Consider the following 24,534-nt stretch of genomic DNA (forward strand, 5'->3'; position numbering starts at 1 on the left):
TTGCTGATAACGTATCAACAGCAGCATCAACTTGCAAGGACATGCTCATGCCATGGGCGCTATCCTGCCTTTCAACCGAAGATGTTCGGGCATTTTTGAAAGGAAGTTCCGATGGTTGCTCTCAGTCCAGAATTCAGAAAATCCAATTCGCTTGCCACGGGCTATGCGGGTGCGCTGGTCACCGTTTTCATCTGGGCGACTTGGATCATTGCCACCCGCCACAGTAGCGGCACGCATCTGGGCACGATCGATCTTGGCCTCATCCGCTACGGTGTTCCCGCATTGGTCCTCGCACCGGTGTGGTTGAAGACGGGACTTGTTCCTCGCGATGTTCCACTCGCCGTTGTAACGATCATGGTTTGTGGTGCTGGTGCGCTGTTCTTTCAGATCACCACCTTCGCCATTCATTCGACGCCTGCTTCGGCAGTGGGTGTTCTCCTCGGCGGTTCCATGCCGCTTGCTGCCGCGCTGATCGGTGTCATTGTGTTCGGCGAGCGGCCGGATTTCACGCGCTGGCTGGGCCTCGGCTCGATTGTCGCCGGTCTTGCCATCCTTCTCGTGCTTGCCCTGAACAGCCATGAAATCACTTGGGTCAGCTTCGTCTTCCTGCCGCTCGGCGCCTTGCTCTGGGCTGGCTATACCCATGCATTCAAGCGTTCCGGTTTGACCGCAATGCAGGGCGGTGCGCTGATCGCGATCTGGTCTTTCCTCATTCACGTTGGCCTCGCGCTTACCTTCGGCTCCACGATTCTCGAGGTTCCACTGCCTGAACTCGGTTTGCAGTTCCTGAGCCAGGGCGTCCTGTCGGGTCTTGCCGCGATGTTGGCATATGGCATTGCCGTCCGTTCCCTTGGTGGCAGCCAAGCAGCCGCCTTCAGTGCACTGACGCCGGTTCTGGCTGCCCTTGGCGGTGCCATATTCCTTGACGAGCCGGTCGGCGTCTGGGAGATTGTGGCAGCATTTATCACCGGACTTGGCGTCGCCCTTTCAGCCGGTATCCTCTCGCATCGCGCCAAGGGCTGATGCGAGGGACGCACGCCTCGTCCTCCACCTTTGGAGAAAACAGTTATGGACAAGCCGACAATCACCCAGGCGATGGTCGAGGCCTACGACGAATATACCCACCTGTCGCTTGACCGCCGCGCCTTCATGGAAAAGCTGACCAAGCTTGCCGGTTCCGGAGCTGCTGCCGCCGTCATCGCCCCGATGCTGGCGGCAAACGCTGCGCAAGCCGGCATCATTGCGGTCGATGACCCGAGGCTTCGCACCAAGGATATCGTTTTTTCGACATCGGCAGGAGACATCAAGGGATATCGGGCAAGCCCGGCCGAACGCTCCGGCAAGCTCCCGGCTGTCATCGTCATCCATGAGAATCGCGGCCTGAACGAGCATATTCGTGATGTTGCCCGCCGCATGGCGCTCGAAGGTTTTGTCGCGTTGGCGCCGGACCTGCTTTCCGCATCTGGCGGAACGCCGGGCGATGAGGACAAAGCGCGGGAGATGATCGGAGCACTCGACCCAAAAACTGCGATTGCAGAAGGCATTGCAACCATCGAATATCTTAAGCAGGACAAAGGGACCACCGGCAAAGTGGGCGTCGTCGGCTTTTGCTGGGGCGGTGGCCTGGTCAATGATCTTGCCGTCAACGCTCCTGATCTCGGCGCCGGTGTGGTGTATTATGGCCGGCAGCCAAAAGCCGAGGACGTTGCCAAAATCAAGGCACCGCTGCTTTTGCAATATGCCGGTCTTGATACACGGATCAATGCAGGTATCGATGCCTACAAGAAAGCCCTCGAACAAAACGGCAAGAGTTTCGAGATCCATATTTATGATGGCGCGAACCACGCTTTCAACAATGATACGTCGGAGGCCCGCTATGACAAGAAAGCGGCGGATCTCGCCTGGAGCCGGACAGTAGCGTTCTTCCAGAAGAATTTAACCTAGTACGAAAAACAAAAGGGAAACCAAAAGCTTGCGGGACAGTTCCAAGGCGATTACTTCTGGCTGAAAGAAGGAATGCCCCGATGCGTATTGCTACTCTTATCCTGAGCCTCGCGTTTTTTCTGCTGGCCGCCGCCCATCCGGGTTTTGCACAGGAACGGGTTTTCCCTGGCGGTTCCGGCGTCGGGCTCGTGCCTCCTCCAGGTCTGGTCCTGTCTAGCAATTTCAGCGGGTTTGAAGATGCCGCCAAAGGTACATCGATCGTCCTGACGGAACTGCCGGTGGACGCCTATGCCGAGCTCGCGGCGAAATTCAATCCCGATGGTCTTCGCGCGACGGGGATCGAAGCTGGCCAACCGGAAGATTGGCCGGTCCAAGGTGCTGTTGTCTCAAAACTCATCCGCGGCAGCCAGGTCGCGGCCGGGGTGAGATACCGGAAGTGGGTGGTGCTGGTCGGTGCCACGACCACAACTGCCATGGTGACGGTACAAATACCCGATGGCGTCCAGGGAGGCTTGTCTGATGCGGATGTCGAGACCGCCCTGCGCACGATCACAATCCGCAACCCGCCAAGCCTCGACGAACAGGTCGCTGCCTTGCCGTTCAAGGTGTCCGATACGGCCGGGTTCCGCCCGGTGCGCGTCATAGCAGGGGCGACTTTTCTTTTGACGGAAGGTCCGAATGATGTCGCGGCAAACTCGGCCCAGCCCATCATCATCATTGCGTCCAATCTCAACACCGCGCCGGAAGCATCGGCGCGGATGTCCTTTGCCAAACAGGCATTCGCATCATTGACCGGCATCAAGGATGTGCAGTCGGACAACGAGACGAGCTCTGAAGAAAATGGCGCCGAATGGGTCGAGATCGACGGGAGTGCCAAGGATGCTGCCAGCGGAGATGCGCTGTACGTCGCGCAAATTGCTCGTTTTGAAACAACCCGTTACGTGCGCGCCATCCTGATCGTGCGGGATAGCGAGAAAGACAAGTTTTCCGATCGTTTTCGAAAACTAGCCAAATCCCTGACGATCAACTAAAATTGGCTATGGAGAAAAGCTACCGACTCACCAAGAACGAGATACGGCCATTGATCCGCAACTATGGCGGTTGCATCGCGACGGATACGATCACGATCGATGGCTATCCGGTGCGCTTCATGTACCGCGAGGATCCCGACAACGAGATGGATAGCGGTTGGCGGTTTCTCTCCGGCTTCGAGAGCGACGACTACATGGAAGACCCGGACAACAGCGGGATCTTCGAGGTCAATACCATCGCCAATTACGATCCCAGCATCATTCCGCTTCTGGACGCCCCTGTCGGCAGTGTGTTCGAAAAGACCGGCGAGCAGGAGCGCTTCATCCCCGTTACCGATTGGCAGCCGGGCGAAGACGATGATGAGGACGACGACGACAATTAGATCCCGCCTTTTCGCGTGCGGGAAGTCGTCACGGTAATCACACAGAGTTACAACTGGACAAGTCGTGTGCATTCCCCGAAAATGCACGCGTGGAAGACGTATATTGAAGGGTGGACACTGGAATGGCATTGGCAGACGCGGGAGCTTTGCTACGCAACGAAAACGGTATCGCGACGGTCGTTTCTATTCTGAAGAAACGCTTCGGCGACAATGCGCAGTCGGGCAAATCCATCCGTGAACAGCACGCGCATACGACGAGTTACGTGCCGAACCAGGCACCGGATCTGGTTGTTTTCGTTGAGTCGGCCGAGGATGTTCAGGAGATAGTGCGCCTGTGCAGCGAATGGGGTGTTCCGGTTATCGCGTTTGGAACGGGCACTTCCCTTGAAGGTCATGTCAACGCGCCAGCCGGCGGCATTTCCATTGATCTCTCGCGTATGAACCGCATTCTCAAGGTCTATAGCGAGGATTTGAATGTCGTTATAGAACCGGGGGTTACGCGCAAGCAGCTCAACGAATATCTACGCGACACGGGTTTGTTCTTCCCCATCGATCCCGGCGCCAATGCCAGCCTTGGAGGCATGGCGGCAACGCGCGCTTCGGGCACCAATGCCGTGCGCTATGGCACGATGCGCGAGAACGTGCTGGCACTGAAGGCGGTGATGCCGGATGGACGCTTGATCACCACGTCGAAGCGGGTCAAGAAGACATCGGCAGGCTATGACCTGACACGTCTGCTCGTCGGCTCGGAAGGCACGCTCGGCATCATCACGGAACTGACGCTGAAGCTTTATGGGATTCCGCAGGCGATTTCCGGCGGCATATGCGCGTTTCCGGATCTTGAAAGCGCCTGCAATGCGGTGATCGAGACCATTCAGATGGGCATACCGGTCGCGCGTATCGAACTGGTCAATCAGCTCGAAATGCAAGCGATGATCGCCTATTCCAAGCTGGATTACGAGCCTGCACCCTATCTCTTTCTCGAGTTCCACGGCAGCGAAACCAGCGTGGCCGAGCAGGCGGAACTCTTCGGTGAAATTGCCGCTGCCAATGGCGGCGGCGAGTTCAAATGGACAGTCAATGCAGAAGAGCGTGAGAAGCTCTGGTCGGCACGTCACAATTCCTATTTCGCATGCATGACGCTCGCGCCTGGAAAGCAGTCGCTTTCGACCGACGTGTGCGTGCCGATTTCGCGTTTGGCGGAGTGCATCGTCGAGACCGAGAAGGATATCGAGGAGTGCGGGCTAATCGCGCCGATCGTCGGTCATGCCGGCGATGGTAATTTCCACGTGCTGGTGCTGTTCGACGAGAAGGACCCGGCCGAGATCCAGAAGGTCGAGGCGTTTGTCGAGCGCCTCAATTTGAGGGCGATCGCGATGGATGGAACCTGCACGGGTGAACATGGCATCGGCCAGGGCAAGATCAAGTTCCTTCGGGCAGAGCTGGGCGGTGCTGTCGACGTGATGGAAGCGATCAAGCGCGCAATCGATCCGGACAATATCATGAATCCCGGCAAGATCTTGCGCCTCTAGGCTCGCAGATTGATTCCGGGCGCTAAACCATCGTGTGAGCGTTGCAAATTGACCAGAAAGACTGTCATGTCTTGCCGCCGCCAAAAACTGGTGCTTATGGTGCCCGGCACGTATCGATCGGAGTAGGACACTGGCACGCCTGTTCGTATTTATCGGCGGATTATTGGTACTGGTGCTGACAGCGGCGCTGGTCGTGCCGTATTTCGTCGATTGGGCCGGTTATCGGTCCTCCTTCGAGCGCGAGGCTTCGGCGCTGCTCGGGCGGCCTGTGACAGTCGCAGGCACTGCTAGTGCGCGGCTTCTGCCGTTTCCCTCCGTGACGTTTTCCGATGTGAAGGTCGGTGACCCGGGTTCCGAGCCGGTGATGACGATCGAGAAGTTTTCGATGGACGCCGAGCTTGCGCCATTCGTACGTGGCGAAATCCTGATCTTCGACATGCGGATAGAGAAGCCGACGGCAAGGGTTGCCATCGACAAGAACGGCGTCATCGACTGGGCGATCCGTCCGCGCGCGCCTTTCCATTCGGCACAGGTCCGGCTGGAGGATATGCGCGTTACAGATGGCTCGGTTGTCATTCGCGATGCCTCGACAGGAACCACCCGGACGATCGAAAACCTTAACGCGTCATTGTCGGCAACCGACCTTTCCGGGCCTTGGAAATTCGACGGCACGCTGTTTTTCAACGGTGCAAAGACGGCTGTTTCCGCTTCGACAGGGGCAGTGAAGCCGGATGGCACGCTGAACGTCCATGCACGCGTTTCCCCCGACCGCATTCCGGCGGCATTTGAGACCGACGGCGAATTGACTGTGAATGAAGGTGTGCTGAAATATGCCGGCAATATCGACATTCGTTCAGCTGACGAGGTGGCTGCCGCCGACGGTGCCAGAAAAGCCGAAAAACCGTTGCTTTCCAGCGTTCGCGTCACCGGGCGTTTTGAAGCCGATCACGCCAAGATCAACATCCCCGAATTTCGCATGGAGCAGGGGACTGTGGACGATCCCTACATCGTCAATGGCAACGCATTTTTCGATTATGGCAATAATCCGCGTTTTGAAATCAAGGCGGACGGGCAGCAGGTCACTTTTGCCAACCAGAATGAACAAGCCAAAGGCACGACACCCAAACCGGCTACCGCATCGGAACGGTTGGGTGTGTTCCGGCGTCTGATGGACCAGCTGCCAATACCAACCGTTCCCGGCACGATCGATCTGAAACTTCCGGCGATCGTTGCAGGCGATACGACGATCCGCTCGGTCACGATCGACGCGGCTCCGTCGAACGGGGCGTGGCAGATCAATCAGGTCAAGGCGGAGCTTCCGGGGCGGACCCAGTTCGAAGCCAAGGGTACGTTGCAGGTCGGAGAGGATTTTGGCTTTGACGGGCGATTATTGATTGCATCGCGTCAGCCCTCGGGACTTGCCGCATGGCTGACCGATTCGGTTGACGAGGCGATCCGCCGTCTGCCGGGAGCCGGTTTTTCCGGTGATGTGAGCCTGCATGACGAGTTGCAAAAGGTCGACAATCTCGAATTGGCGCTTGGCGGTGCATCGCTCAAAGGCTCGCTGGTGCGTAGCGCCAAGGGTGAATCCCTGCCGCTGACGCAACTGACGCTTGAGGGTGGGGCGCTCGACGCCGATGCGCTGGAGGCTTTCGCAGCGATTTTCGGCAATAATGAAGCGCCATCTGCCAATGGTTCGCCGCAGTTGCGCGGCCAGGATCTCGATGTGCATCTGAAGGCGGGACCCGTCACACATAACCGGCTGGTTGCCGAGACTCTGGACACGGCTTTCCGCCTGCGCGATGGCGTTTTCGATATCGATCGGCTGACAATCGGCAACGTTGCGGGCACTACCATAACAGCGACCGGCAAGCTTGAGCCCTTCAAGGCCGAACCTTCGGGGTCGCTCGACTCAACCATCCTTTCCGATAATCTCGCTCCCTTTGTTGCGGCGATGGCTACCCGGTTTCCGGATTTCCCGTTCATCAGGACGTTAAGCGAAAACGCCGCCCGGTTTCCGGGTCTCTTCGAGGAGACCAATCTCAATGTCATTGCCAACACTTTGCATGTCAAAGGCGGGTCCGAGTTTTCATTGAGTGCGGCCGGAAAAACCGGGGGGATGGACGTAACCCTGTCCGGCACGACGACGGAAAACGCTGAAAAGTTGCGCTCGCTCGAGCTGACGATGGATGCGCGCAGCGCACAGGCGGAGACGCTGATGGCGTTGATGGGGCTTCCGGCGCTGCCACTCGGCATGGCGGGTGAGATGGAGGCCGACCTCGCGTTCAAAGGTAATGAAAGAGATGGGCTGCAGACACAGCTTTCGCTGAAATCCTCGGATGGACAGGCGCTCGTCGATGGCAGTTTTCGCAATATCGGCGGCCAGCTGACCGGCGAAGGCCGTGCCTCGATCAAGGCAGCGGACCTCGAATCCTATATCGCAACAGCAGGTTATTCATTGCCCGGCTTTGGCAATGGCATGCCCGTGGACATCGCAAGCAGTTTCCAGCTCTCGAAGGGCAGACTGACCTTGCCAGATTTGAACGGCGAAGTGAGCGACACGAAGATCGCTGGCCGACTGGGCTTCGATGTCGAGAACGGTATACCGACGGCGCAAGGTGATCTGACCTTGGCACAACTCGACCTTCCGTCATTGGCGCAATTCATGCTGGGTGGGAACGCGCTCGAAACTGAAGGTCGCAATGCTTGGCCGAAGGCGAACTTCGCAGCCGCACCGCTTTTTCCGGTAAATTTCAATGTGAAGGTCAATGCCGCTGAAGCCTCTGCGGGGATTCTTGGCACAATGGGTAAACTCCAGACGATTGCTACCCTGAAGGACGGCTCTCTTCGTCTCGACGATGCGAAAGGCGATCTACTTGGCGGCCAGGTCCACGGCATGTTCGAATTGCGCAATACCAGCGGTACAGGTCTTGCGACCGGACAGTTTACGCTCGACCAGACGGCTCTCGAGGCCCTCTACAAGCCGGACGAAGACCAGACGCCGCTGAAGGGCAAGGCGAAGATATCGGCCTCGGTCAATGCGACAGGTACTTCGATAGCGGAAATGATGGAATCTGTCGCCGGTTCGGGCGTGGTTTCGGTCACCGATCTTGTGATCAATGCAATCAACCCCGGCGCGCTGAAGCCCATTCTTCAAGAGGCCGACGCGATGGAAGGTCCCGTCGCTGCCGCAGCCGTGACTGCCACGATTGGCAAATATCTGCATGAAGGCACGTTCAATGCCGGCGCTGCCGAATTTGCCTTCACCATTGCCGGCGGCATGGCGCGGACCTCGACATTCCAGCTTCAAAGCGACGCCGCAACGCTGGCCGCCGATCTGCGGCTGAACTTTTCCGACATGAGCGTTGCATCGCAAGGGCGTTTTGCCTTCGATCCCGGCAAGGCCGTGGTTGCCGGAGCCGACCCGCTTGTCGAGTTCAGTCTGGCCGGTCCATTGGACAATCCAAAATTGGCTTTGAACCGGCAGCCGCTTGAACAGTTCCTGACCCAGCGCACCCTGGAGCGCGAACAACAGCGTGTGGAAACCATGCAGGCCGCGCTTGTCGAAAAGCAGCGTCTGCGGCGCGAGGTGCAACTTTATCAGGCCCGCGCGAATGAGCGTGTGCGGCTTGCCGAAGAAGCCCGGATCAAGGCAGAACAGGAGGCGCGAGCAGCTGCTGAACGCGCCGAGGCTGAGAAGCGCGCGGCAGAGGAGCGGGCTGCCGCGGAAAGGCGTGCGGCCGAGGAGGCGGCACAAAAAGCGATCGAACAATCGCAACCGGCACCAGCCCGGGCTGCGCCACAGATGCAAACGCCACCCGGACCGGGTGGCGCTGCAGCAGCACCGCAGGGGACTGGAGCGCTCGACAAGCAGTCAGTCGACGAGTTCCTGAAAACGCTCGAGCCCAAGTCTCTGGACCCGAAGATTCAGTAACACTGTTAAACGCCGTTATAGGCGTCCTTGATCTTCTGGATGTCGATTTTGTACATCTTCATCATCGCTGCCATGACACGGTCGGCTTTCGCCTGGTCCTTGTCCCGCAGCATTTCGGGGAGAATGGTTGGAACGATCTGCCATGACAGGCCAAATTTGTCCTTGACCCAGCTGCAGGGGCGAATTTGCCCGCCACCGGCGGTGAGTTTTTCGGTCAGTCTATCCACTTCCTCCTGGGTACTGCAGTCGATGGACAGCGAAATACCCTCGGAAAACTGGAATTCCGGCCCCCCGTTCAAGGCAATATATTCCTGGCCTGCAAGCTGGAAAGTGGCGACGAGCAGAGAGCCTTCCTTGGATCCACCCTCTTTGCCCCAGTTGAGTTTATTGATAATTTTGCTGTCCTCGAAAATGGACATGTAAAAATCCATTGCCTCCTGGGCGTTTCCATTGAACCAAAGGCAGGGGGTAATCTTTTGTTTGGCAGGCATCGCTTTTCCCTTTCATAGCGGTTTGCGCTGACTACAAGACGAATGAAGTTTGACCGTTCCGACATTGCAGGATAATTTTTTCGTCGCGATCGATCAATCAAACAGATGGCTGGAGCCGAGGCTCTATCGCCTGTCGTTTCTCACCCAGTCCAGCGCATAGATGCGCAGCGCCGATGACAGGTTGGAATTGCGATCACGGCTTGCGTCGATTTCGGCAATCAGGCCCGCAAGCGTCATGCCGCGGCTTGTCGCGATCGATGCAATGATTTCATAGAACGGATCTTCGAGCGAAAAGCTCGTGCGGTGCCCGCGAATGGCGACAGAGCGCTTACGAACGCCGCTCACTTGCCGTCCGGATGATCTTCTGTGGAGGAAGGGTTCGTTTCGAGGCGGTGGTCGTCAAGAAACCGCTCTCTCTTGCGATCGGCTTCCCGGTCAAACCGTTTTTCGGCCTTGGTCCGTCCAAACAGGATCCTGTTTTCGGCTGCGATCTTCTCAGCAGCCTCCTTGGCCTTGCGCTTCTTGACCAGTCGGAGATTGACGATCTCGGCCATAGCCCAATTATTTCTTCTTGCGAAAAGAATCCAGCGACACCACGGACGCGGTGGCTTTATCTCCGCTCCCCTCGGTATCTGATTTGTCGCCAGCCTTGGCCGGCTTTTTCACGGTCTTCACCGGTGGCTTCGGCTTGGCGCTGGGCGTTGCAAGCTTGGGCTTGTCGGTTTGGGGGACAGGAGCAATGCTGGTTATGCCCTGATCATTGTCGCCAACAGTCTCTTCGACTTCGACATCGAATTCCAGTTCGAAATTCACCGATGGGTCGTAGAAGCCGCGAATCGCCGAGAAGGGGACGACGAGACGTTCGGGTACATCGCCAAAGGAGAGTCCGACCTCGAAAAGCACGTCGGTAACCTGCAGGTCCCAGAACTGATGTTGCAAAACGATCGTCATCTGTTCCGGATATTTTTCGTGCAGACGCGACGATATGCGAACACCTGCCGCACCGGTGAGGAAAGTGACAAAGAAATGATGGTTGCCGGGAAGGCCAGCCTTGGCGACTTCGCCTAGCACCTTCCGGATAACGCCGCGAAGCGCTTCCTGGGCAAGTATATCGTAGCGGATCATATCTTGTGGCATGCACTCTTATCCCATGGACTCACCCCTCCCTGTCAAGCGGAGATGGCTGTCATCATTCACCATTATGGCGCATGGCTAGCGGAATTGCGACCGCTTGTCTGCCGTACAAAAAAATTTAACGTTCGCCGGGAAATTGACGAACGTAAAATACAATTTAAACGTCGTTTGCGGCGAATTTTAAGATGAAAAATATCTCAGCGGGTACTAGCTGACGACAGCAAGGGCAGGCGTTCGCGGCGCCGTTTCGCTCGCAGTCCCTGAATAGGCGCGGATGAAAGTCTGCACTGCGTTGCGCGCAGCATTTTCGAGCTCTTCATCAGTCGGCGTACCGCCGAACAGCGTGATCATCTGCAGATCGGCGTTGACCAGGGCAAGAAACTGCCGGGCAGCAAGGTCGAAATCGTCGATCCGCAGCACGCCTTTGTGGCTGAGGCGCGCAAAAAGAGCACCCAGAGCGGTGCCGATCTTGCCGGGCCCATGCTGGCGCCATGTTTCAAAAAGATGCGGGTAACGCTCGCCCTCGGACTGCACAAGCTTGCGCAGGAATTTGCCGTCTTGATTGCACAGGCAATTTTTTGTGAGACGAACGGCAAAGGCGGTCAGATCGTCCTCAAGACGATCCGACTTGTCGGGAAACGTTGACAATATCGAGTACAGCATGGCGTTGGCACGGTCCATGACATCTTCGACAACCGCCGTGAACAGCGTCTCCTTTTCGCGGTAGTGGTTGTATATGGTCTGGCGGGAGACACCGGCCTCTACAGCAATTTCGTCGATACTAGTTCCCGAAAAGCCTTCACGGCAAAACACCTCGGCGGCGGCATCCAATATGGAAATGCGTTTTGCGCATTGACCGCGCTGGGTGTGGCCCATTCCGGCTCTTGGTTCGCTGCGATTTTTCATGAACTGAGGATAATGCGTCTTGACGTTTTAGACAATGGTGTCTAGTTTGACATCTGTGTCCAAATTTGTTGACACAGCTTTTGCCCTGTTGATGCGCTATCCTCCCAAGCTCGCGCACTCATATCGGCTCCCGAAAATCAGTTTGAACTCCTCCCGAGAGCGAAGTGGCGTGAAGACAATCCGGTTTTTTCGCCGCGGTTTTCTGAAAGATCACCATCATGACAAGCTCCTTCTTTCGTAGTGCCCTTATCCTTGGCCTTCTGACAGCCATTGGTCCCTTTGCGATTGATATGTATCTCCCTGCGATGCCTTCCATCGGACAGGACCTCGGCGCAGAAAACAATGCCGTGCAGATGAGCCTTCTGGCCTTCTTCATTCCATTTGCGGTCGCCCAGCTTTTCTATGGGCCCATCTCCGATATGTGGGGGCGCAAGGCGCCGCTCTATATGGGTATCGGTTTGTTCGCCGTTGCGAGCATCGGCTGTGCGCTGGCAAGCGATGTCGAAACCTTGATCGCCTTCCGCTTTCTGCAGGGTATCGGCGGTGCCGCTGGCATGGTTATTCCCCGGGCTATCGTTCGAGATATGCATACGGGCGTACAGGCCGCACGGCTGATGTCGCTGCTGATGCTGGTTTTCAGCATCTCGCCAATCCTTGCTCCGCTGACAGGCAGCGCCGTCATCGTACTCTTTGGCTGGCGCGGCGTATTCTGGGCGGTGATGATCGCTGCGTTTCTCGGTCTGATCCTCCTGTCGACGCAGTTGACGGAGACGCGGACCAAGGAAGCCCGCTCGGAAAGCGGTTTCGGCACCGCCATGGCGGCCTATCGCCTGCTATTTAAGGACGGCAACTTCCTGACGCTGACGTTCATCGGTGGTCTTGGCCTGTCCAGCTTTCTCGTCTATCTGGCCAACTCACCCTTCGTGCTGATCAACCATTACGGATTGACGCCGACACAGTACAGTTTTGCCTTCTCGATCAACGCCGTGTCGTTCTTTGCTGTCTCGCAGCTGACGGGTTGGCTCGGGGCGCGCTACGGCCTCGTTCGCGTGATGCGCAACGCTGTGACAGGCTTTTCGCTGGCCATGGTTGCCATGGTTGTCGTCATGAGCCTTGGCTTCAATCAGCTGCCGGTCATGGCGACCTTCCTCTTCATCGGCTATGGCTTCCTCGGGCTTGTCCTTCCGACAACCGGTGTGCTTGCGCTTGAAGACCACGGCGAAATCGCCGGCACGGCATCGGCACTGATGGGGACGCTGCAGTTCGTCACCGCCGCTGTCGCCATGGGTATCGCCGGCGCGTTCTTTGATGGTACCGCCTTGCCGATGGCGGCCGGCATTGCCCTTTGCGCCGTCGGTGCATTGATCGTCACGCAGACAACGGTTGCTCGCCGCCGCGTTGTCGAGGCGGAAGCCGCCGCAGAATAACCCTCCATCAGATGCAAAGAGAAAGGCCCGGACGATGTCCCGGGCCTTTTTTCATGTCGAATGTTTGATCGGGAGATCTGTCAGTCCTGCGCGAGCAGCTCTTCCAGCCGATCGAAGGCACTATTCCAGCCTTCCCGGTGACCGTCGCAATCTTCAGGCGTATCGAAGACACTCTGACGGAACGTCATCAGGGTCTTGTCGTTCTGGCCGTCGAAGGTGATGTCAACCAAGGTTTCCAGACCGGGGGTGCCATTCGCCTGATCCCAGGCGAAGGTGAATGCCAGGCGCTTGCCCGGCACGATCTCGCGATAGACGCCGCCATGCCACAGCTTCTCGCCGCTTGCCTGCGAATCAAGGCAAGCGCGCCATTTGCCGCCAACCCGCATGTCCGATTCGACGTAGCTTGCCGGGTAATCGCGCGGGCCGAGCCATTGCAACATGCGTTTTGGATCCGAGAAGGCATCGAAAACCAGCACGGGCGGCGCGCTGAAGATGCGCGTTATGGTTAGAACGCGCCCAGTTGAAGTGTTCGTTTCAACGTTGGTCTGTGCCATCGCTATCTCCATTTGTCTGAACCTCCTGCAGATATTCTTCCAGCCGGTCGAAACTGGTTTCCCAGAAGCGCCGGTAATGTTCGAGCCAGTCTCTGACTTCCTTGAGCGGAGCCGCATCGAGACTGCATGGACGCCATTGCGCCTCGCGGCCGCGAATGATGAGTCCGGCGCGTTCGAGCACCTTGAGGTGCTTCGATACTGCTGGTCCGGACATGCGAAATGGCTCGGCAAGCTCCGTCACCGAGGTCGTGCCCAGTGCCAGACGTGCCAGGATCGCCCTGCGCGTCGGGTCTGCGAGTGCCGAGAAGATGTTATCGAGACGATCAGGTGTCATACTGATAATAAACCATTCAGTTATTTAACTATTTGGTTTTATACACCGCAATAAAGTGCGCGTCAAGCCTGCCTGGAGCCAGGCGGGAAGGGTGAGGGAAGGAGAATGAATGGAGAGGGGGAAAGTGAAGGCTTCTGTTGCCAGGTGCCTCCGAACCCCGCCTAGAAGTGCGAACCCCTAGGACTTGATTTGAAGCTATCGCACCGCATTAAGCGGCGAGACGTGCTTCCGCATAGTTGTCGTTTGCAACTACTAGGTTAGCCCGATAACGGTGGTACAATGCCGGGCAAAAGTTCGATCTTTACACTCTTGTCGATCCTATTTCGCCCCCGCCACAAAGCAGCCAAACCTGCTGCGTTCTGGTGGAGGCGCCGGGTACCGCCCCCGGGTCCAATAAGCTTATTACATCGTCCGTTTATCGCCATAGCTGGCCGAAGCCAGCAGCTCTTATATAGGAGCTGTTTAGCCGAATTGAAAGAGTGGCCGAATTGAAACAGTGATTGACTTGGAACTGATGCTGGGGAATGTTTCGGGTGTCTAAAGGGCCATCGCCTCATGCATCTGCCAGTTTGTGCGATGTCTTCATTGTCAGGGAGGTTGCAATGCCACGCATTGAACCGAGCAATCAGGGGGTTTTTCGATGAGTGACTATCTAAAGGATGTTCGTCATTACGATGCGGCTGCCGATGAGGCGACTGTCGCGAAAATCGTCAAACATCTCGGAATTGCTCTGCGCAACAGGGATTCTTCGCTGGTTTCCTGCACAGATCCGGACGAATTGAAGCGTGTTCGCACCAATTGGGTCGAAAAGAAACTCGGTCTCACCGATACCGCCAAGTCCGATGCCGCCATCGAATCCGTGTGCGCGGCCATGAGCGCGGACAGCTCCAAGAGCCGTGTTACCTTCTATTACCTGACCGCCAAGGCCCTCGGCGCTCTCGGCAAGCTTTGAGCATTGGCGCCAGCGGATCCGAATCATCCCCGGCGAATCACCGGGGATTTTTCATTGAATACATAATTTCATCCACGCGGCCCTGTGGATCACGCACAAGTTCAAGTGTTTCGCCGGGCGAATCTGCTACAAGAAATCATGCGCACTTATCTTGATCTTCAGCATGTGTTCGATCCGGGCGCTGATTGCGGCGACCGGACCTGTATTCGGTCCGTTTTCGGCCGTCAGATGCGTTTCGGCGACACGAACATCGCTTATCTCGAGACTAGCCATTACTTTTAAGTACCACACGGATTTCATATGGCCCGCCACCCGGAATACCAGTATCTCGACCTGTTAGAGCATCTCCTTGAAAAGGGCGATCGTCGTATTGATCGCACAGGCGTCGGCACGCTGTCGATGTTTGGAACGATGATGCGTTTCGATTTATCCGATGGAACCTTCCCCGTTTACACAACGAAGAGGGTGTATTGGAAAACTGCAGTGAAGGAGATGCTGTGGTTTCTCACGGGGCAAACCAACATTCAATCACTCCTTCGCGAAAATGTGCGAATCTGGACTGACTGGCCTTTGGATAAGTACCGCAAGGCAACGGACGAGGCGATTTCGCAAGACGAGTTCGAGTCTCGCATTCTCTCGGACGATGAGTTTGCCTTGAAATGGGGCGATCTGGGTCCGGTGTATGGAAAGCAATGGCGGCACTGGCTCGACGCGAATGGAAACGAGCACGACCAGATCGCTGACGTCATCCAGACACTGAAAACCAATCCGGCGAGTCGTCGCATGCTGTTCCATGCCTGGAACGTAGGCGAGCTTGACCGCATGGCTCTGCATCCGTGCCATATGACCTATCAGTTTTATGCGAGCGAAATGGCAAGCGGCGAGGGCAGCGGTTCGCGTGGTAAACTCTCTCTGCTTGTTGGACAGCGTTCCTGTGACCTCGGCCTGGGGAATGCCTTTAATATATGTCAGCAGGCAGCATTATTGTACATGGTCGCTCAACAGGTCGATATGACGCCTGGCGAGTTGATTTGGGTCGGAGGCGATGTACATCTGTACCTGAATCACATCGAAATGGCGAAGACACTGCTGTCGAGAGAGCCGAGGCCCTTCCCAAAATTGCGGCTTGCAAGACGACCAGACTCCATCGATGGGTATCGGATAGAGGACTTCCAAGTAACGGGATATAACCCCCATCCGCCGCTCGAAGCGCCCGTAGCAGTCTAAAAATCTGCCAACAACACTTTAGTTTGCTTCTTGGGATATCACGAAGATAAGCGGGCAAAAATTTGAGAAGGCGTCAGGAATTCTCATTACAACCTCAATCTTGTTGCGTTACCGATTCCCTTGGCCCGCCCGCAGTTGTCGTCCAATAAGCGCGAACGACATTGCTGCCATTGAACCGATGGCGACGCAAATCAGCAGGGATGGTCCAATGCCCAGCCCATGCATGATGAAGGCAAATACAAAAGGTGCGCCCGACGATGCAACCAGACGGACGGCAGTGGACTGTCCAACTCGCTCGCCGTAACCCATGCTGCCGAACAGCGCCAGCGGAAGCGTCCCCTGCGCAATGCTGGCAAGCCCGCTTCCAAGGCCGAATATAACGGCAAACGCCAACGCCCCCGTTAGCCAACTACCGCTCCACAGCAGGATGGCTATCGCCGATGTCATCAGGGCCGTCGAAATGACTGCCAAACCGAGAGGTTGCAGTCTGTTTCCGCTCATGAGGCTGAACAATCGGCTGGCGACCTGTGCTGGACCGAACAAAGTGCCGACGAGAACATTGACGCTGCCCAGCCCGAGGGCCGTCAGGATTGGCAGCATATGGATCAAAATAGCAGCGTTGATAAAACCGAGAAGAGCGAAACCCGATACCATCAAGACGAATCCCTGACGAAGCCGATCTGTCGGAAGCGTACCCTCGACAATCGGCATCGCTGACGTTGTCGCTTGTTTGTGATGGTTGCGCGAAAGCACTGCCAACCAGAAGTGGATCGGGAGGCAAAGGAGCAAATGGGCTGCCGCGAACACATAGTACACCTCGCGCCAGGTCAGATGTTGATGAAGCGCCGTCGTGACTGGCCAGAATATGGTTGAGGCAAATCCGGCGATCAGAGTGAGATGAGTGATGCTGGTTTTTGCCGTCGCCGGCTTGATCTGTACGAGCAGGGCGAATGCGGCATTGTAAAGCACGAACGTCGATGCGAGCTCGATGACGACAAGGCCGATAACGAAGGCAATTGCATTTTGGGAAAGGGCACATGCCAGTAGGGCAATGGCAGCGCCAATTGAACCCAGCGCCATAACACGGCCCGCGCCAAACCTGTCAATCCATCGACCCACCCAAGGAGATGCCAAGCCGCTTGCAAGGAGTGATGCGGAAAACGCTCCGAACACCCAATCTGATGGCCAGCCGAATTCCCGGCCCATTGAAGCCGCCAACGGACTGAAGCTGTAGTAGAGTGTCCCATAACCGATAATCTGCGTCACTCCGAGCGCGGCGACGATGAGGCGGCTTTGGCTGAGCAGCGGTGCGTTTTGAAACGTCCTCAATTCGTTCCTACGCCTCGCAGGTCTGGGTGCAGGTGTCGGCAGCAGGATCACAGCGTCCCTGGCAGCAGTCCTTCATCAGGAACTCGATCAAACCGGAAAGCGCCGGATAGACAGCACTATAGATGATCGAACGCGCCTCACGACGCGATTGTATAAGCCCCGCCCGCTCGAGATGGCTGAGGTGGAAGGATATCTTCGACGAGGACGCCCCCATGGCATCGCCGACAGCGCCGGCCGGCATGCCGTCTGGTCCGGCAATGACGAGCAGACGGACAATGCGGAGCCGGGTTTCCTGGGAGAGCGACGCAAATGCATCGAGTGCTTGCAATTCGTTCATAAGTACCTCAATATCTCAAAAGATGTTGAAATGAGGATAGATCAACATGAACACCGTGACCAGCCCGGTTTCTCTTGAATTTTATGGTGAGGGTACCCTTTCAGCGATGCTTGCCGCAATGGAACCGCACGCCGACAAATCGTTGGTCATCGAGTATGGCGGACGCACGATCCAATCCGGCTATCATGTTACAGAAGTCAAGGCTGGGTCCTTCGTCACGCTCGATTGCGGTGGCAATCCCGATCAATGGCACGAAACCATTCTCCAGGTGGAAGACCTCCCTTCGGAAAGCGGTCGTGATTTCATGAAAGTGAGCAAATTCCGCGGGATATTAACTCAGGTCGCGAACCAGATCGAACTTGACGCCGGCGCCCGCCTGACATTTGAGGTGGGAACGCCTGACACGCCCATGCAGGTCTTTGATGTCAGCGCGCTGGCAATCGAGTCCCATCGCATTGTACTGGCCCTTGTCGCACGTCTTGCAATCTGCAAGCCGAGGCATCGCGCGGCAAAAGAGGCGGTCGCTGTATCGTGTTGTGGCTCAGCAGCGAAAAGCGCGGGATGTTGTCCCTGAGCGCCTTGACGATTTGACATAATATCGATATATCGCGATATATGGAAAAGAATGGTGCCATCGACGCCTTTTCGGCCATTGCGCAGCCAACGCGCATGGACGCATTCAAGCTCATCGTCATGCACGAGCCGGAGGGTATCGCGGCTGGCGAGGTATCCCGCATCCTCGACGTTCCGCAGAACACGATGTCGACCCATCTGGCGATCCTGTCGCGTGCCGGGCTGATTTCCTCGGAGCGGCAAAGCCGTTCCATCATTTACCGCGCCAGGTTCGAGAACCTGCGTGAAGCAATCAATTACCTTTTGAAGGATTGCTGCGCTGGCCATCCGGACATCTGCGCTCCATTGCTTGCCGACATCGTTCCGTGCTGCCCGCCGAAGGAGAACTTCAATGCATGATCGCATTTATAACGTCCTTTTTCTCTGCACCGGAAACTCTGCGCGCTCGATCCTGGCGGAATCAATCTTGAACACGGAGGGCAAGGGACGCTTTCGCGCGTACTCCGCCGGCAGTCAGCCGAAGGGCGAGGTCAACCCGTTCGCGCTCAAAGTTCTCGATGCTCTCGGTTACCCGGCGGAAGGTTTTCGCTCTAAGAGTTGGGATGAATTTGCCGAGCCGGGCGCGCCGGAATTGGATTTCATCTTCACGGTCTGCGACAGCGCGGCGGGAGAGGCGTGTCCGGTTTGGCCGGGCCATCCCATGACGGCTCATTGGGGCATCGAAGATCCGGCCGCCGTCGAAGGCGCCGACATGGAAAAGGAGAGAGCCTTTTCGCTTGCGGCCCGATACATGAAGAACAGGATCACGGCGTTCCTCAACCTGAGGCACGATTCCGTCGATCGGTTATGGCTGACAACAAGGCTGCAGGCAATCGGCCGCCGTGAGGGGTTGGAGGCGGAAGAAATAAATTCGATCGATACGGACTTCGAGAGGGCTCTTCAAGCGGCATCATTGCCGACCGGCGATCTTGCCGAATCGAACGGCACGTTCTTTCGCTTTGCTGACCGCCAAGGCAATCCCGTCGGATTTGGCGGCGTCGAATTCTACGGAAAGGATGCGCTCTTGCGCTCGATCACAGTGTCACCCGAGGCGCAAAAACATGGCCACGGCAGCGCCATTACACGTCTGTTGCTCCGCTATGCCGATATTCAGGGAGCCGAGACGGGCTATCTACTGACGACCAACGCCGCGCCATTCCAAGGCAAACTCGGCTTCCGCCCGGTCGACCGAAGCCTTGTGCCCGCCGCAATCCTGGCATCGCCGCAGGCATCCAGGCTTTGCCCCGCGACAGCGTCTGTCCTGACGCGGTCGGTTTCCATCTGAGGAAGAGCCATGTCCATCTTTGAACATTATCTCGTTATCGGGCTGGCCTTGCGCAGGGCCGTCGGTGTCGCATTCGGGTCCGGTGAAATTGGCCGCATTCAGGCGGGAATGGGTTAATGGCCGTGACGCCGGACCTGTCCCGTCGCCTCGCGGCAGAAGCGCTGGGCACGGCGATGCTCGTTGCGACCGTCCTCGGTTCGGGAATCATGGCCGACCGGCTGACGAACGATGTGGCGCTTTCGCTGCTTGGCAATACGATCCCCACTGGTGCGATCCTGGTGGTGCTGATCACCATCCTTGGACCGATTTCGGGCGCACACTTCAATCCGGCGGTGACGATGGTCTTCGCGCTTCGGCGGGAGATGGAGCCGAATGCAGCGGTCCTCTACATCATCGCGCAGATCGCGGGGGGTGTAGCCGGATCGCTGATTGCCCACGCGATGTTCGAGCTTCCGATCATCGAGATTTCGGCGAAAGTTCGCACCGGGACGGGACAGTGGATTGCGGAAGTCGTAGCCGCTTTCGGTCTCGTCTTTACAATCCTTGCGGGCCTTCGCTTTCGGCCGGATGCAATTCCCTGGCTGGTCGGACTCTACATCACCGCCGCCTACTGGTTCACCGCCTCGACATCGTTTGCCAATCCAGCCGTCGCGATCGCGCGAGCGCTGTCGAATACCTTCGCAGGTATCCGGCCCGTCGATTTACCTGGCTTTGTCATCGCAGAGATATTCGGGGCATTGCTTGCAATGGCCCTGGCAAGCTGGATGCTGGCGGAACAGACTCCCGCGCCGCAGGCGCCCAACAGATTGAAAGGTGCTGAACAGCCATGACCGTCACCATCTACCACAATCCGTCGTGCGGCACGTCACGCAACACGCTGGCTCTCATCCGAAACGCGGGCATCGAGCCGACGATCATCGAATATCTGAAGTCGCCGCCCGCTCGACAGGAACTCAAGGATTTGATCCGGAGAGCCGGACTGACGGTTCGCGAAGCGATACGCGAAAAAGGCACTCCATACGCCGAACTCGGTCTCGACAACCCGTCTTTGACCGACGAGCAGTTGCTGGACGCGATGGAGGCGCATCCAGTTTTGATCAATCGCCCCTTTGTTGTAAGCGAGTTGGGCGTACGCTTGAGCCGGCCATCGGAGGTCGTCCTGGACATTCTGCCAAACCCGCAAAAGGCGCCATTTGCGAAAGAAGACGGTGAGGTCGTCATCGATGCCGAAGGAAAGCGTGTTGTCTGATCTGCCTAATATTCTTCCCGACGCGCTGCATGTCCCGGAGCGTTCGAAGCTCTCTGCGCCAGAATCCACCCATCGTCCGCGTATCTTGCTGCTCCATGGCTCGTTGCGGAAAGTCTCCTACAGCCGTCTTCTGACGCAGGAGGCGGCGCGGCTGCTCGAGCATTTCGGGGCGGAAACCCGCATCTACGATCCAGCCGGATTGCCGCTGCCTGACGATGCACCGATTGACCATCCAAAGGTGCAGGAACTGCGCGATCTCTCTCTATGGTCGGAGGGCCAGGTGTGGACAAGCCCTGAGCGGCACGGTGCGATGACCGGCGTTATGAAGTCACAGATCGACTGGATACCATTGGCAATGGGAGCGATTCGCCCAACCCAGGGGCGGACGCTTGCCGTCATGCAGGTGTCAGGCGGTTCGCAGTCGTTCAACGCTGTCAACCAGATGCGCGTGCTCGGGCGCTGGATGCGCATGGTCACCATCCCTAACCAGTCGTCGGTTGCGAGTTCGACGAGCACGGCCGTATGAAGCCGTCCGCCTATTATGACCGCGTCGTTGACGTGATGGAAGAACTCGTCAAGTTCACGCTGCTGACGCGTGATGTTTCGGAATATCTCACGGACCGTTACAGCGAGCGCAAGGAAAGTGCGGCCACATTTGAAAAGCGCGCCAATCTCAAGAATGCTGTTTGAATTTCACCCGAGCATCAGGACGCCGATCGCGGTATAGACTCCGCGCGAATGTTTGTTTGAAACGGATGGATACCTGATGATCAGTTTTGTCGTTGCGATTGCCGAAAATGGCGTGATCGGCCGTGAGAATGGTTTGCCATGGCGGCTGTCCTCGGATCTGAAGCGGTTCAAGGCGACCACCATGGGCAAGCCCATCATCATGGGGCGCAAGACATGGGATTCGCTCGGGCGGCCGCTGCCCGGCCGAACCAACATCGTCATCACGCGCGATCCTGCTTTTTCCGTTGAGGGTGTTATCGCCGCCCGGTCTATCGATCAGGCACTGATGATTGCGGGAAGCCATGCCGGTGCCGACAAGGTCGACGAGATCTGCATTATCGGCGGCGGCGATATTTTTCGGCAGACCTTGAACCGTGCCGACAGGCTGTATGTCACCTGGGTGCTCGCCGAAGTCGAAGGCGATGTCGTTTTCCCCCCGATCGATCCGAAGGTATGGACCGAGGTTTCCAGCGAGGATTTCCCGGCGGGTGAAAAAGACAATTATGCAACGCGGTTTGCCATCTACGAACGCGGTTAATTTTGGCGTCCGTCGATATTCACGCCATAGCGAGGCGAAAACGGCGGATTTCGACCAACGAAGCGCAGCGTACATTTGGTACGTGAGCACCGGAGCGCAGAAAAACGTCGTTTGCAGGCCGCTATGACATGAATAAGCGTCCCCACGCGTTGAAAGCGTGCCTCGCCATCCCTATAAACGGGAAGTTGGATTAGCGGGAGGAAGCCACGGGGTGGCGCTTTCGTTCAAATTAAGAGGTAGGAATGCCCTGGAGTAATCAGAACGGTGGCGGCGGCCCATGGGGTGGCGGCGGTAATAATAGTGGCGGCGGTGGCCCTTGGGGTCAAAAGCCGCAAGGAGGTGGAGGCAAGACCCCTCCCGATCTCGAAGATATATTCCGCCGCGGTCAGGATCGTTTGCGCCAGGCGCTTCCGGGTGGTTCCGGCGGCAGTCCGGCGATCTGGGGCCTGGCCGCGCTTGCGCTGGTGGCTTTCTGGCTCTTCCAGTCGATCTATACCGTCCAGCCGGACGAACGCGCTGTGGAGCTGCGTTTCGGCAAACCCAAGCCTGATATCGCCGAGCCGGGCCTGCATTTCCATTTGTGGCCGATCGAATCCTACGAAAAGGTCGAGATCGTCGAAAAGCAGAAGAATATTGGCGGGCAGGGCACTCGCGGCGCCAAGGAAGGCCTGATGCTCTCCGGCGACCAGAACATCGTCGATGTCCAGTTCTCCGTGCTGTATCGCGTTTCCGATCCCGTCGCCTATCTGTTCCATGTCGAAAATCCGGAAAACCTCGTACAGCAGGTTTCGGAAAGCGCCATGCGCGAGATCGTCGGGCGCAGCCCGGCTCAGGATATCTTCCGTGATAACCGTGCTGGCATCGCCAATGATGTGCGCGCCATTATCCAGAAGACGCTCGACGATTACGGCGCGGGCGTTGCGATCAATGCCCTGTCGATCGAAGATGCGGCACCGCCGCGTGAAGTGGCCGACGCGTTCGATGAAGTTCAGCGTGCTGAACAGGACGAAGACCGTTTCGTCGAGGAATCGAACCAGTATTCCAACCAGAAGCTGGGTCAGGCCCGCGGTGAAGGCGCGCAGATCCGTGAAGATGCGGCTGCCTATAAGAACCGTATCGTCCAGGAAGCCGAAGGTGAGGCGCAGCGCTTTACCTCTGTCTATGACCAGTATGTCAAAGCACCGGAAGTCACGCGCAAGCGTCTCTTCCTTGAAACGATGGAGCGTGTACTGAAGGATTCGAACAAGGTGATCGTCGATCAAAGCGGACAAGGCGTCATACCTTATCTGCCGCTGCCGGGTTTGACTCCTAAACCTGCCCCCGCCACCACCACAGAGGGGACAAAGCCATGAACCAGAATCGTGTTCCGCTTCTCGTTGGCCTTATCGCGTTCATCGCCCTATTGGCCTATTCGTCGCTTTTCGTTGTCAGGGCCGGCCAGCAGGCCATCGTTCTGAGGTTCGGTGAGATCGTCGATGTGAAGGCCGACCCCGGCATTTACTTCAAGTGGCCTTTCGGCTTTCTCGAGGCAGACAACGTCCAGATGATCGAAGATCGTCTCCTGAGCTTCGAACTCGACAATATCCGTGTTCAGGTTTCGGGCGGCAAGTTCTACGAGGTCGATGCGTTCCTCGTCTACCAGATCACCGATCCGCGCAAGTTCCGTCAGACCGTTTCGGGCGATGTCACATTGGCCGAAGCCCGGTTGCGTACGCGCCTCGATGCGGCGTTGCGTGGTGTTTATGGTCTGCGCGGTTTCGAAGCTGCCCTGTCGGACGAGCGTGCCGGCATGATGAACGAAGTGCGTCAGCAACTGCGTCCCGATGCGGAATCGCTCGGCCTGCAGATCACCGACGTGCGTATTCGCCGGACGGACCTGACGCAGGAAGTGTCGCAGCAGACATTCGACCGCATGAAGGCAGAACGTCTGGCGGAAGCCGAGCGCCTGCGTGCCCGCGGCCGTGAAGCGGCTCAGCGCATCAAGGCCATCGCCGATCGCCAGGTTGTCGAAATCATCGCGGAAGCCCGCAAGGAATCGGAAATCGCCAGAGGTCAGGGTGAAGGCGAGCGCAGCCGTATCTTCGCCGACGTCTTCTCGAAGGATCCGGATTTCTTCGCGTTCTACCGCTCGATGACGGCCTATGGCACGGCGCTGGATAATACGGGAACGACGATGGTGATTTCACCGAATTCCGAGTTCTTCCGGTATTTCCAGGATTCGAATGGTGGTCTGCCTCCGGTCAGCGGTGCCACGCCGCCAGCCGGTGCGACGCCGCCTGCTCCCGCCACTCCCGCCCCTCAATAGGGGCGGGTTCATATCATGGTTGATTTCATCGATGCCGTAGGGCTGTTCCTCGTATTCGAGGGGCTGCTTTACGGCCTTTTTCCGCTCGTTGCAAAACGCGTTGCCCGCGATGTCAGCGAACAGCCGGACGGCTTTTTGCGCATCGCCGGCGTTGCCTCCGTCGCCATCGGCGTAGGGGTCGTGTGGCTGGCTCGGGGGTAGGCGCCGCGCGTTTGAGCCTATTTGATGCGTAGTGTCATCATTGATCCACCACCTGCCTTGCAGTTCGACCCCGTCGAGGGTTGGTTTCGGGGTGGAAAGC

28 protein-coding genes, 1 other RNA gene and 1 pseudogene are annotated in these 24,534 nt (G+C 57.4%); 19 read left to right on the forward strand and 11 right to left on the reverse strand.

Features of this window, described 5'->3' with window-relative positions:
• Positions 1-111: 111 nt before the first annotated feature.
• From C7476_RS03970 to C7476_RS03995, 6 genes are all read left to right on the forward strand, one after another.
• A complete protein-coding gene (locus C7476_RS03970; RefSeq protein ID WP_114428628.1) occupies positions 112-1,023 on the forward strand; it encodes a DMT family transporter in 912 nt (303 codons plus the stop codon).
• A gap of 45 nt (positions 1,024-1,068) precedes the next feature.
• On the forward strand, positions 1,069-1,944 hold the full coding sequence (locus C7476_RS03975; protein ID WP_114428629.1) for a dienelactone hydrolase family protein: 876 nt from the start codon (positions 1,069-1,071) through the stop codon (positions 1,942-1,944).
• A gap of 80 nt (positions 1,945-2,024) precedes the next feature.
• On the forward strand, positions 2,025-2,975 hold the full coding sequence (locus tag C7476_RS03980) for a hypothetical protein (protein WP_114428630.1): 951 nt from the start codon (positions 2,025-2,027) through the stop codon (positions 2,973-2,975).
• A gap of 8 nt (positions 2,976-2,983) precedes the next feature.
• Positions 2,984-3,358: a DUF2185 domain-containing protein gene (locus C7476_RS03985; RefSeq protein WP_112530052.1), complete on the forward strand. Its 375-nt coding sequence runs from the start codon at positions 2,984-2,986 to the stop codon at positions 3,356-3,358.
• A 122-nt stretch (positions 3,359-3,480) separates the two neighbouring features.
• A complete protein-coding gene (locus C7476_RS03990; RefSeq protein ID WP_114428631.1) occupies positions 3,481-4,890 on the forward strand; it encodes an FAD-binding oxidoreductase in 1,410 nt (469 codons plus the stop codon).
• 130 nt (positions 4,891-5,020) lie between these two features.
• Positions 5,021-8,824 carry an AsmA family protein gene (locus C7476_RS03995; RefSeq protein ID WP_483466854.1) on the forward strand — a complete coding sequence of 1,268 codons (3,804 nt, stop codon included), beginning with the start codon at positions 5,021-5,023 and terminating at the stop codon, positions 8,822-8,824.
• A gap of 5 nt (positions 8,825-8,829) precedes the next feature.
• On the opposite strand, the gene C7476_RS04000 is transcribed toward C7476_RS03995, so the two are convergent.
• The 5 genes from C7476_RS04000 to C7476_RS04020 form a co-directional block, all read right to left on the reverse strand.
• The gene (locus tag C7476_RS04000; protein WP_114428633.1) at positions 8,830-9,315 is read right to left on the reverse strand and encodes a VOC family protein; all 486 of its coding nucleotides are present in this window, start codon (positions 9,313-9,315) and stop codon (positions 8,830-8,832) included.
• Between the two features lie 123 nt (positions 9,316-9,438).
• Positions 9,439-9,660 carry a ribbon-helix-helix domain-containing protein gene (locus C7476_RS04005; protein WP_114428634.1) on the reverse strand — a complete coding sequence of 74 codons (222 nt, stop codon included), beginning with the start codon at positions 9,658-9,660 and terminating at the stop codon, positions 9,439-9,441.
• Positions 9,657-9,869, reverse strand: a complete 213-nt coding sequence (locus tag C7476_RS04010; protein ID WP_114428635.1) for a DUF4169 family protein — start codon at positions 9,867-9,869, stop codon at positions 9,657-9,659. The genes C7476_RS04005 and C7476_RS04010 overlap by 4 nt, the downstream gene beginning before the upstream one ends.
• A 7-nt stretch (positions 9,870-9,876) precedes the next feature.
• Entirely contained in the window at positions 9,877-10,452 is a 576-nt protein-coding gene (locus tag C7476_RS04015; protein ID WP_114428636.1) for an SspB family protein, read from the reverse strand.
• Between the two features lie 204 nt (positions 10,453-10,656).
• Positions 10,657-11,355, reverse strand: coding sequence for a TetR/AcrR family transcriptional regulator (locus C7476_RS04020; RefSeq protein ID WP_114428637.1), 699 nt, complete (start codon positions 11,353-11,355; stop codon positions 10,657-10,659).
• Positions 11,356-11,573: 218 nt separating this feature from the next.
• Between C7476_RS04020 and C7476_RS04025 the strand changes: the two genes are divergently transcribed.
• Positions 11,574-12,782 (forward strand): multidrug effflux MFS transporter, encoded by a 1,209-nt coding sequence (locus tag C7476_RS04025; protein WP_114428638.1) that lies wholly within the window; start codon positions 11,574-11,576, stop codon positions 12,780-12,782.
• 80 nt (positions 12,783-12,862) lie between these two features.
• On the opposite strand, the gene C7476_RS04030 is transcribed toward C7476_RS04025, so the two are convergent.
• From C7476_RS04030 to ssrA, 3 genes are all read right to left on the reverse strand, one after another.
• Entirely contained in the window at positions 12,863-13,336 is a 474-nt protein-coding gene (locus C7476_RS04030) for an SRPBCC family protein (RefSeq protein WP_114428639.1), read from the reverse strand.
• Entirely contained in the window at positions 13,317-13,670 is a 354-nt protein-coding gene (locus C7476_RS04035) for an ArsR/SmtB family transcription factor (protein ID WP_112530034.1), read from the reverse strand. Before C7476_RS04035 ends, C7476_RS04030 begins: the two co-directional genes overlap by 20 nt.
• A 123-nt stretch (positions 13,671-13,793) precedes the next feature.
• Positions 13,794-14,151: a transfer-messenger RNA gene (ssrA, locus tag C7476_RS04040) on the reverse strand.
• 159 nt (positions 14,152-14,310) lie between these two features.
• Here ssrA and C7476_RS04045 point away from each other — a divergent pair.
• Complete coding sequence (locus C7476_RS04045; RefSeq protein ID WP_114428640.1) at positions 14,311-14,622, forward strand: DUF2853 family protein; 312 nt, start codon at positions 14,311-14,313, stop codon at positions 14,620-14,622.
• A gap of 126 nt (positions 14,623-14,748) precedes the next feature.
• Here the strand turns inward: C7476_RS04045 and C7476_RS29340 are convergent, their stop codons facing one another.
• Positions 14,749-14,895 (reverse strand): hypothetical protein, encoded by a 147-nt coding sequence (locus C7476_RS29340; RefSeq protein WP_181872344.1) that lies wholly within the window; start codon positions 14,893-14,895, stop codon positions 14,749-14,751.
• Between the two features lie 27 nt (positions 14,896-14,922).
• Here C7476_RS29340 and thyA point away from each other — a divergent pair, with 27 nt between their 5' ends.
• Positions 14,923-15,849: a thymidylate synthase gene (thyA, locus tag C7476_RS04055; RefSeq protein ID WP_114428641.1), complete on the forward strand. Its 927-nt coding sequence runs from the start codon at positions 14,923-14,925 to the stop codon at positions 15,847-15,849.
• A 108-nt stretch (positions 15,850-15,957) separates the two neighbouring features.
• Here thyA and arsK read toward each other — a convergent pair whose 3' ends face one another.
• Both arsK and C7476_RS04065 read right to left on the reverse strand, forming a co-directional pair.
• Positions 15,958-17,178, reverse strand: a complete 1,221-nt coding sequence (gene arsK, locus C7476_RS04060) for an arsenite efflux MFS transporter ArsK (RefSeq protein ID WP_245426099.1) — start codon at positions 17,176-17,178, stop codon at positions 15,958-15,960.
• A 7-nt stretch (positions 17,179-17,185) separates the two neighbouring features.
• Positions 17,186-17,515 carry an ArsR/SmtB family transcription factor gene (locus C7476_RS04065; protein ID WP_114428642.1) on the reverse strand — a complete coding sequence of 110 codons (330 nt, stop codon included), beginning with the start codon at positions 17,513-17,515 and terminating at the stop codon, positions 17,186-17,188.
• Between the two features lie 46 nt (positions 17,516-17,561).
• Between C7476_RS04065 and C7476_RS04070 the strand changes: the two genes are divergently transcribed.
• The 10 genes and pseudogenes from C7476_RS04070 to C7476_RS04115 all read left to right on the forward strand — a co-directional run bounded on the left by C7476_RS04070 (position 17,562) and on the right by C7476_RS04115 (position 24,434).
• Positions 17,562-18,089 (forward strand): DUF6428 family protein, encoded by a 528-nt coding sequence (locus C7476_RS04070; protein ID WP_114428643.1) that lies wholly within the window; start codon positions 17,562-17,564, stop codon positions 18,087-18,089.
• A 41-nt stretch (positions 18,090-18,130) separates the two neighbouring features.
• Complete coding sequence (locus C7476_RS04075) at positions 18,131-18,487, forward strand: ArsR/SmtB family transcription factor (protein ID WP_114428644.1); 357 nt, start codon at positions 18,131-18,133, stop codon at positions 18,485-18,487.
• Positions 18,480-19,412: an arsenic resistance N-acetyltransferase ArsN2 gene (gene arsN2, locus C7476_RS29345; protein ID WP_181872345.1), complete on the forward strand. Its 933-nt coding sequence runs from the start codon at positions 18,480-18,482 to the stop codon at positions 19,410-19,412. Before C7476_RS04075 ends, arsN2 begins: the two co-directional genes overlap by 8 nt.
• Positions 19,413-19,528: 116 nt before the next feature.
• Positions 19,529-20,242, forward strand: a complete 714-nt coding sequence (locus C7476_RS04085) for an aquaporin (RefSeq protein WP_245426101.1) — start codon at positions 19,529-19,531, stop codon at positions 20,240-20,242.
• Positions 20,239-20,661, forward strand: coding sequence for an arsenate reductase (glutaredoxin) (arsC, locus tag C7476_RS04090; RefSeq protein ID WP_114428645.1), 423 nt, complete (start codon positions 20,239-20,241; stop codon positions 20,659-20,661). The genes C7476_RS04085 and arsC overlap by 4 nt, the downstream gene beginning before the upstream one ends.
• Positions 20,636-21,351: pseudogene (arsH, locus tag C7476_RS04095) on the forward strand (arsenical resistance protein ArsH). The gene arsC and the pseudogene arsH overlap by 26 nt, the downstream one beginning before the upstream one ends.
• A 76-nt stretch (positions 21,352-21,427) precedes the next feature.
• Positions 21,428-21,928, forward strand: a complete 501-nt coding sequence (locus C7476_RS04100; RefSeq protein ID WP_114428646.1) for a dihydrofolate reductase — start codon at positions 21,428-21,430, stop codon at positions 21,926-21,928.
• 242 nt (positions 21,929-22,170) lie between these two features.
• Positions 22,171-23,280, forward strand: coding sequence for an FtsH protease activity modulator HflK (hflK, locus tag C7476_RS04105; protein WP_114428647.1), 1,110 nt, complete (start codon positions 22,171-22,173; stop codon positions 23,278-23,280).
• Positions 23,277-24,233 (forward strand): protease modulator HflC, encoded by a 957-nt coding sequence (gene hflC / locus C7476_RS04110; RefSeq protein ID WP_114428648.1) that lies wholly within the window; start codon positions 23,277-23,279, stop codon positions 24,231-24,233. The genes hflK and hflC overlap by 4 nt, the downstream gene beginning before the upstream one ends.
• A gap of 15 nt (positions 24,234-24,248) precedes the next feature.
• Positions 24,249-24,434, forward strand: a complete 186-nt coding sequence (locus tag C7476_RS04115; RefSeq protein WP_114428649.1) for a DUF2065 domain-containing protein — start codon at positions 24,249-24,251, stop codon at positions 24,432-24,434.
• The last annotated feature ends 100 nt before the right edge of the window (positions 24,435-24,534 follow it).

This window comes from Phyllobacterium bourgognense (assembly GCF_003337575.1).
In the GTDB taxonomy this organism is placed as follows: Bacteria; Pseudomonadota; Alphaproteobacteria; order Rhizobiales; family Rhizobiaceae; genus Phyllobacterium; species Phyllobacterium bourgognense.

Excerpts from the sequence above, each read along its gene's own strand:
- C7476_RS03970 (WP_114428628.1), top strand. The coding sequence starts at position 112 with ATGGTTGCTCTCAGTCCAGAATTCAGAAAATCCAATTCGCTTGCCACG.
- C7476_RS03975 (WP_114428629.1), top strand. The coding sequence starts at position 1,069 with ATGGACAAGCCGACAATCACCCAGGCGATGGTCGAGGCCTACGACGAA.
- C7476_RS03980 (WP_114428630.1), top strand. The coding sequence starts at position 2,025 with ATGCGTATTGCTACTCTTATCCTGAGCCTCGCGTTTTTTCTGCTGGCC.
- C7476_RS03985 (WP_112530052.1), top strand. The coding sequence starts at position 2,984 with ATGGAGAAAAGCTACCGACTCACCAAGAACGAGATACGGCCATTGATC.
- C7476_RS03990 (WP_114428631.1), top strand. The coding sequence starts at position 3,481 with ATGGCATTGGCAGACGCGGGAGCTTTGCTACGCAACGAAAACGGTATC.
- C7476_RS04000 (WP_114428633.1), bottom strand. The coding sequence starts at position 9,315 with ATGCCTGCCAAACAAAAGATTACCCCCTGCCTTTGGTTCAATGGAAAC.
- C7476_RS04010 (WP_114428635.1), bottom strand. The coding sequence starts at position 9,869 with ATGGCCGAGATCGTCAATCTCCGACTGGTCAAGAAGCGCAAGGCCAAG.
- C7476_RS04015 (WP_114428636.1), bottom strand. The coding sequence starts at position 10,452 with ATGCCACAAGATATGATCCGCTACGATATACTTGCCCAGGAAGCGCTT.
- C7476_RS04020 (WP_114428637.1), bottom strand. The coding sequence starts at position 11,355 with ATGAAAAATCGCAGCGAACCAAGAGCCGGAATGGGCCACACCCAGCGC.
- C7476_RS04025 (WP_114428638.1), top strand. The coding sequence starts at position 11,574 with ATGACAAGCTCCTTCTTTCGTAGTGCCCTTATCCTTGGCCTTCTGACA.
- C7476_RS04030 (WP_114428639.1), bottom strand. The coding sequence starts at position 13,336 with ATGGCACAGACCAACGTTGAAACGAACACTTCAACTGGGCGCGTTCTA.
- C7476_RS04035 (WP_112530034.1), bottom strand. The coding sequence starts at position 13,670 with ATGACACCTGATCGTCTCGATAACATCTTCTCGGCACTCGCAGACCCG.
- C7476_RS04045 (WP_114428640.1), top strand. The coding sequence starts at position 14,311 with ATGAGTGACTATCTAAAGGATGTTCGTCATTACGATGCGGCTGCCGAT.
- C7476_RS29340 (WP_181872344.1), bottom strand. The coding sequence starts at position 14,895 with ATGGCTAGTCTCGAGATAAGCGATGTTCGTGTCGCCGAAACGCATCTG.
- thyA (WP_114428641.1), top strand. The coding sequence starts at position 14,923 with ATGGCCCGCCACCCGGAATACCAGTATCTCGACCTGTTAGAGCATCTC.
- C7476_RS04065 (WP_114428642.1), bottom strand. The coding sequence starts at position 17,515 with ATGAACGAATTGCAAGCACTCGATGCATTTGCGTCGCTCTCCCAGGAA.
- C7476_RS04070 (WP_114428643.1), top strand. The coding sequence starts at position 17,562 with ATGAACACCGTGACCAGCCCGGTTTCTCTTGAATTTTATGGTGAGGGT.
- C7476_RS04075 (WP_114428644.1), top strand. The coding sequence starts at position 18,131 with ATGGAAAAGAATGGTGCCATCGACGCCTTTTCGGCCATTGCGCAGCCA.
- arsN2 (WP_181872345.1), top strand. The coding sequence starts at position 18,480 with ATGCATGATCGCATTTATAACGTCCTTTTTCTCTGCACCGGAAACTCT.
- C7476_RS04085 (WP_245426101.1), top strand. The coding sequence starts at position 19,529 with ATGGCCGTGACGCCGGACCTGTCCCGTCGCCTCGCGGCAGAAGCGCTG.
- arsC (WP_114428645.1), top strand. The coding sequence starts at position 20,239 with ATGACCGTCACCATCTACCACAATCCGTCGTGCGGCACGTCACGCAAC.
- C7476_RS04100 (WP_114428646.1), top strand. The coding sequence starts at position 21,428 with ATGATCAGTTTTGTCGTTGCGATTGCCGAAAATGGCGTGATCGGCCGT.
- hflK (WP_114428647.1), top strand. The coding sequence starts at position 22,171 with ATGCCCTGGAGTAATCAGAACGGTGGCGGCGGCCCATGGGGTGGCGGC.
- hflC (WP_114428648.1), top strand. The coding sequence starts at position 23,277 with ATGAACCAGAATCGTGTTCCGCTTCTCGTTGGCCTTATCGCGTTCATC.
- C7476_RS04115 (WP_114428649.1), top strand. The coding sequence starts at position 24,249 with ATGGTTGATTTCATCGATGCCGTAGGGCTGTTCCTCGTATTCGAGGGG.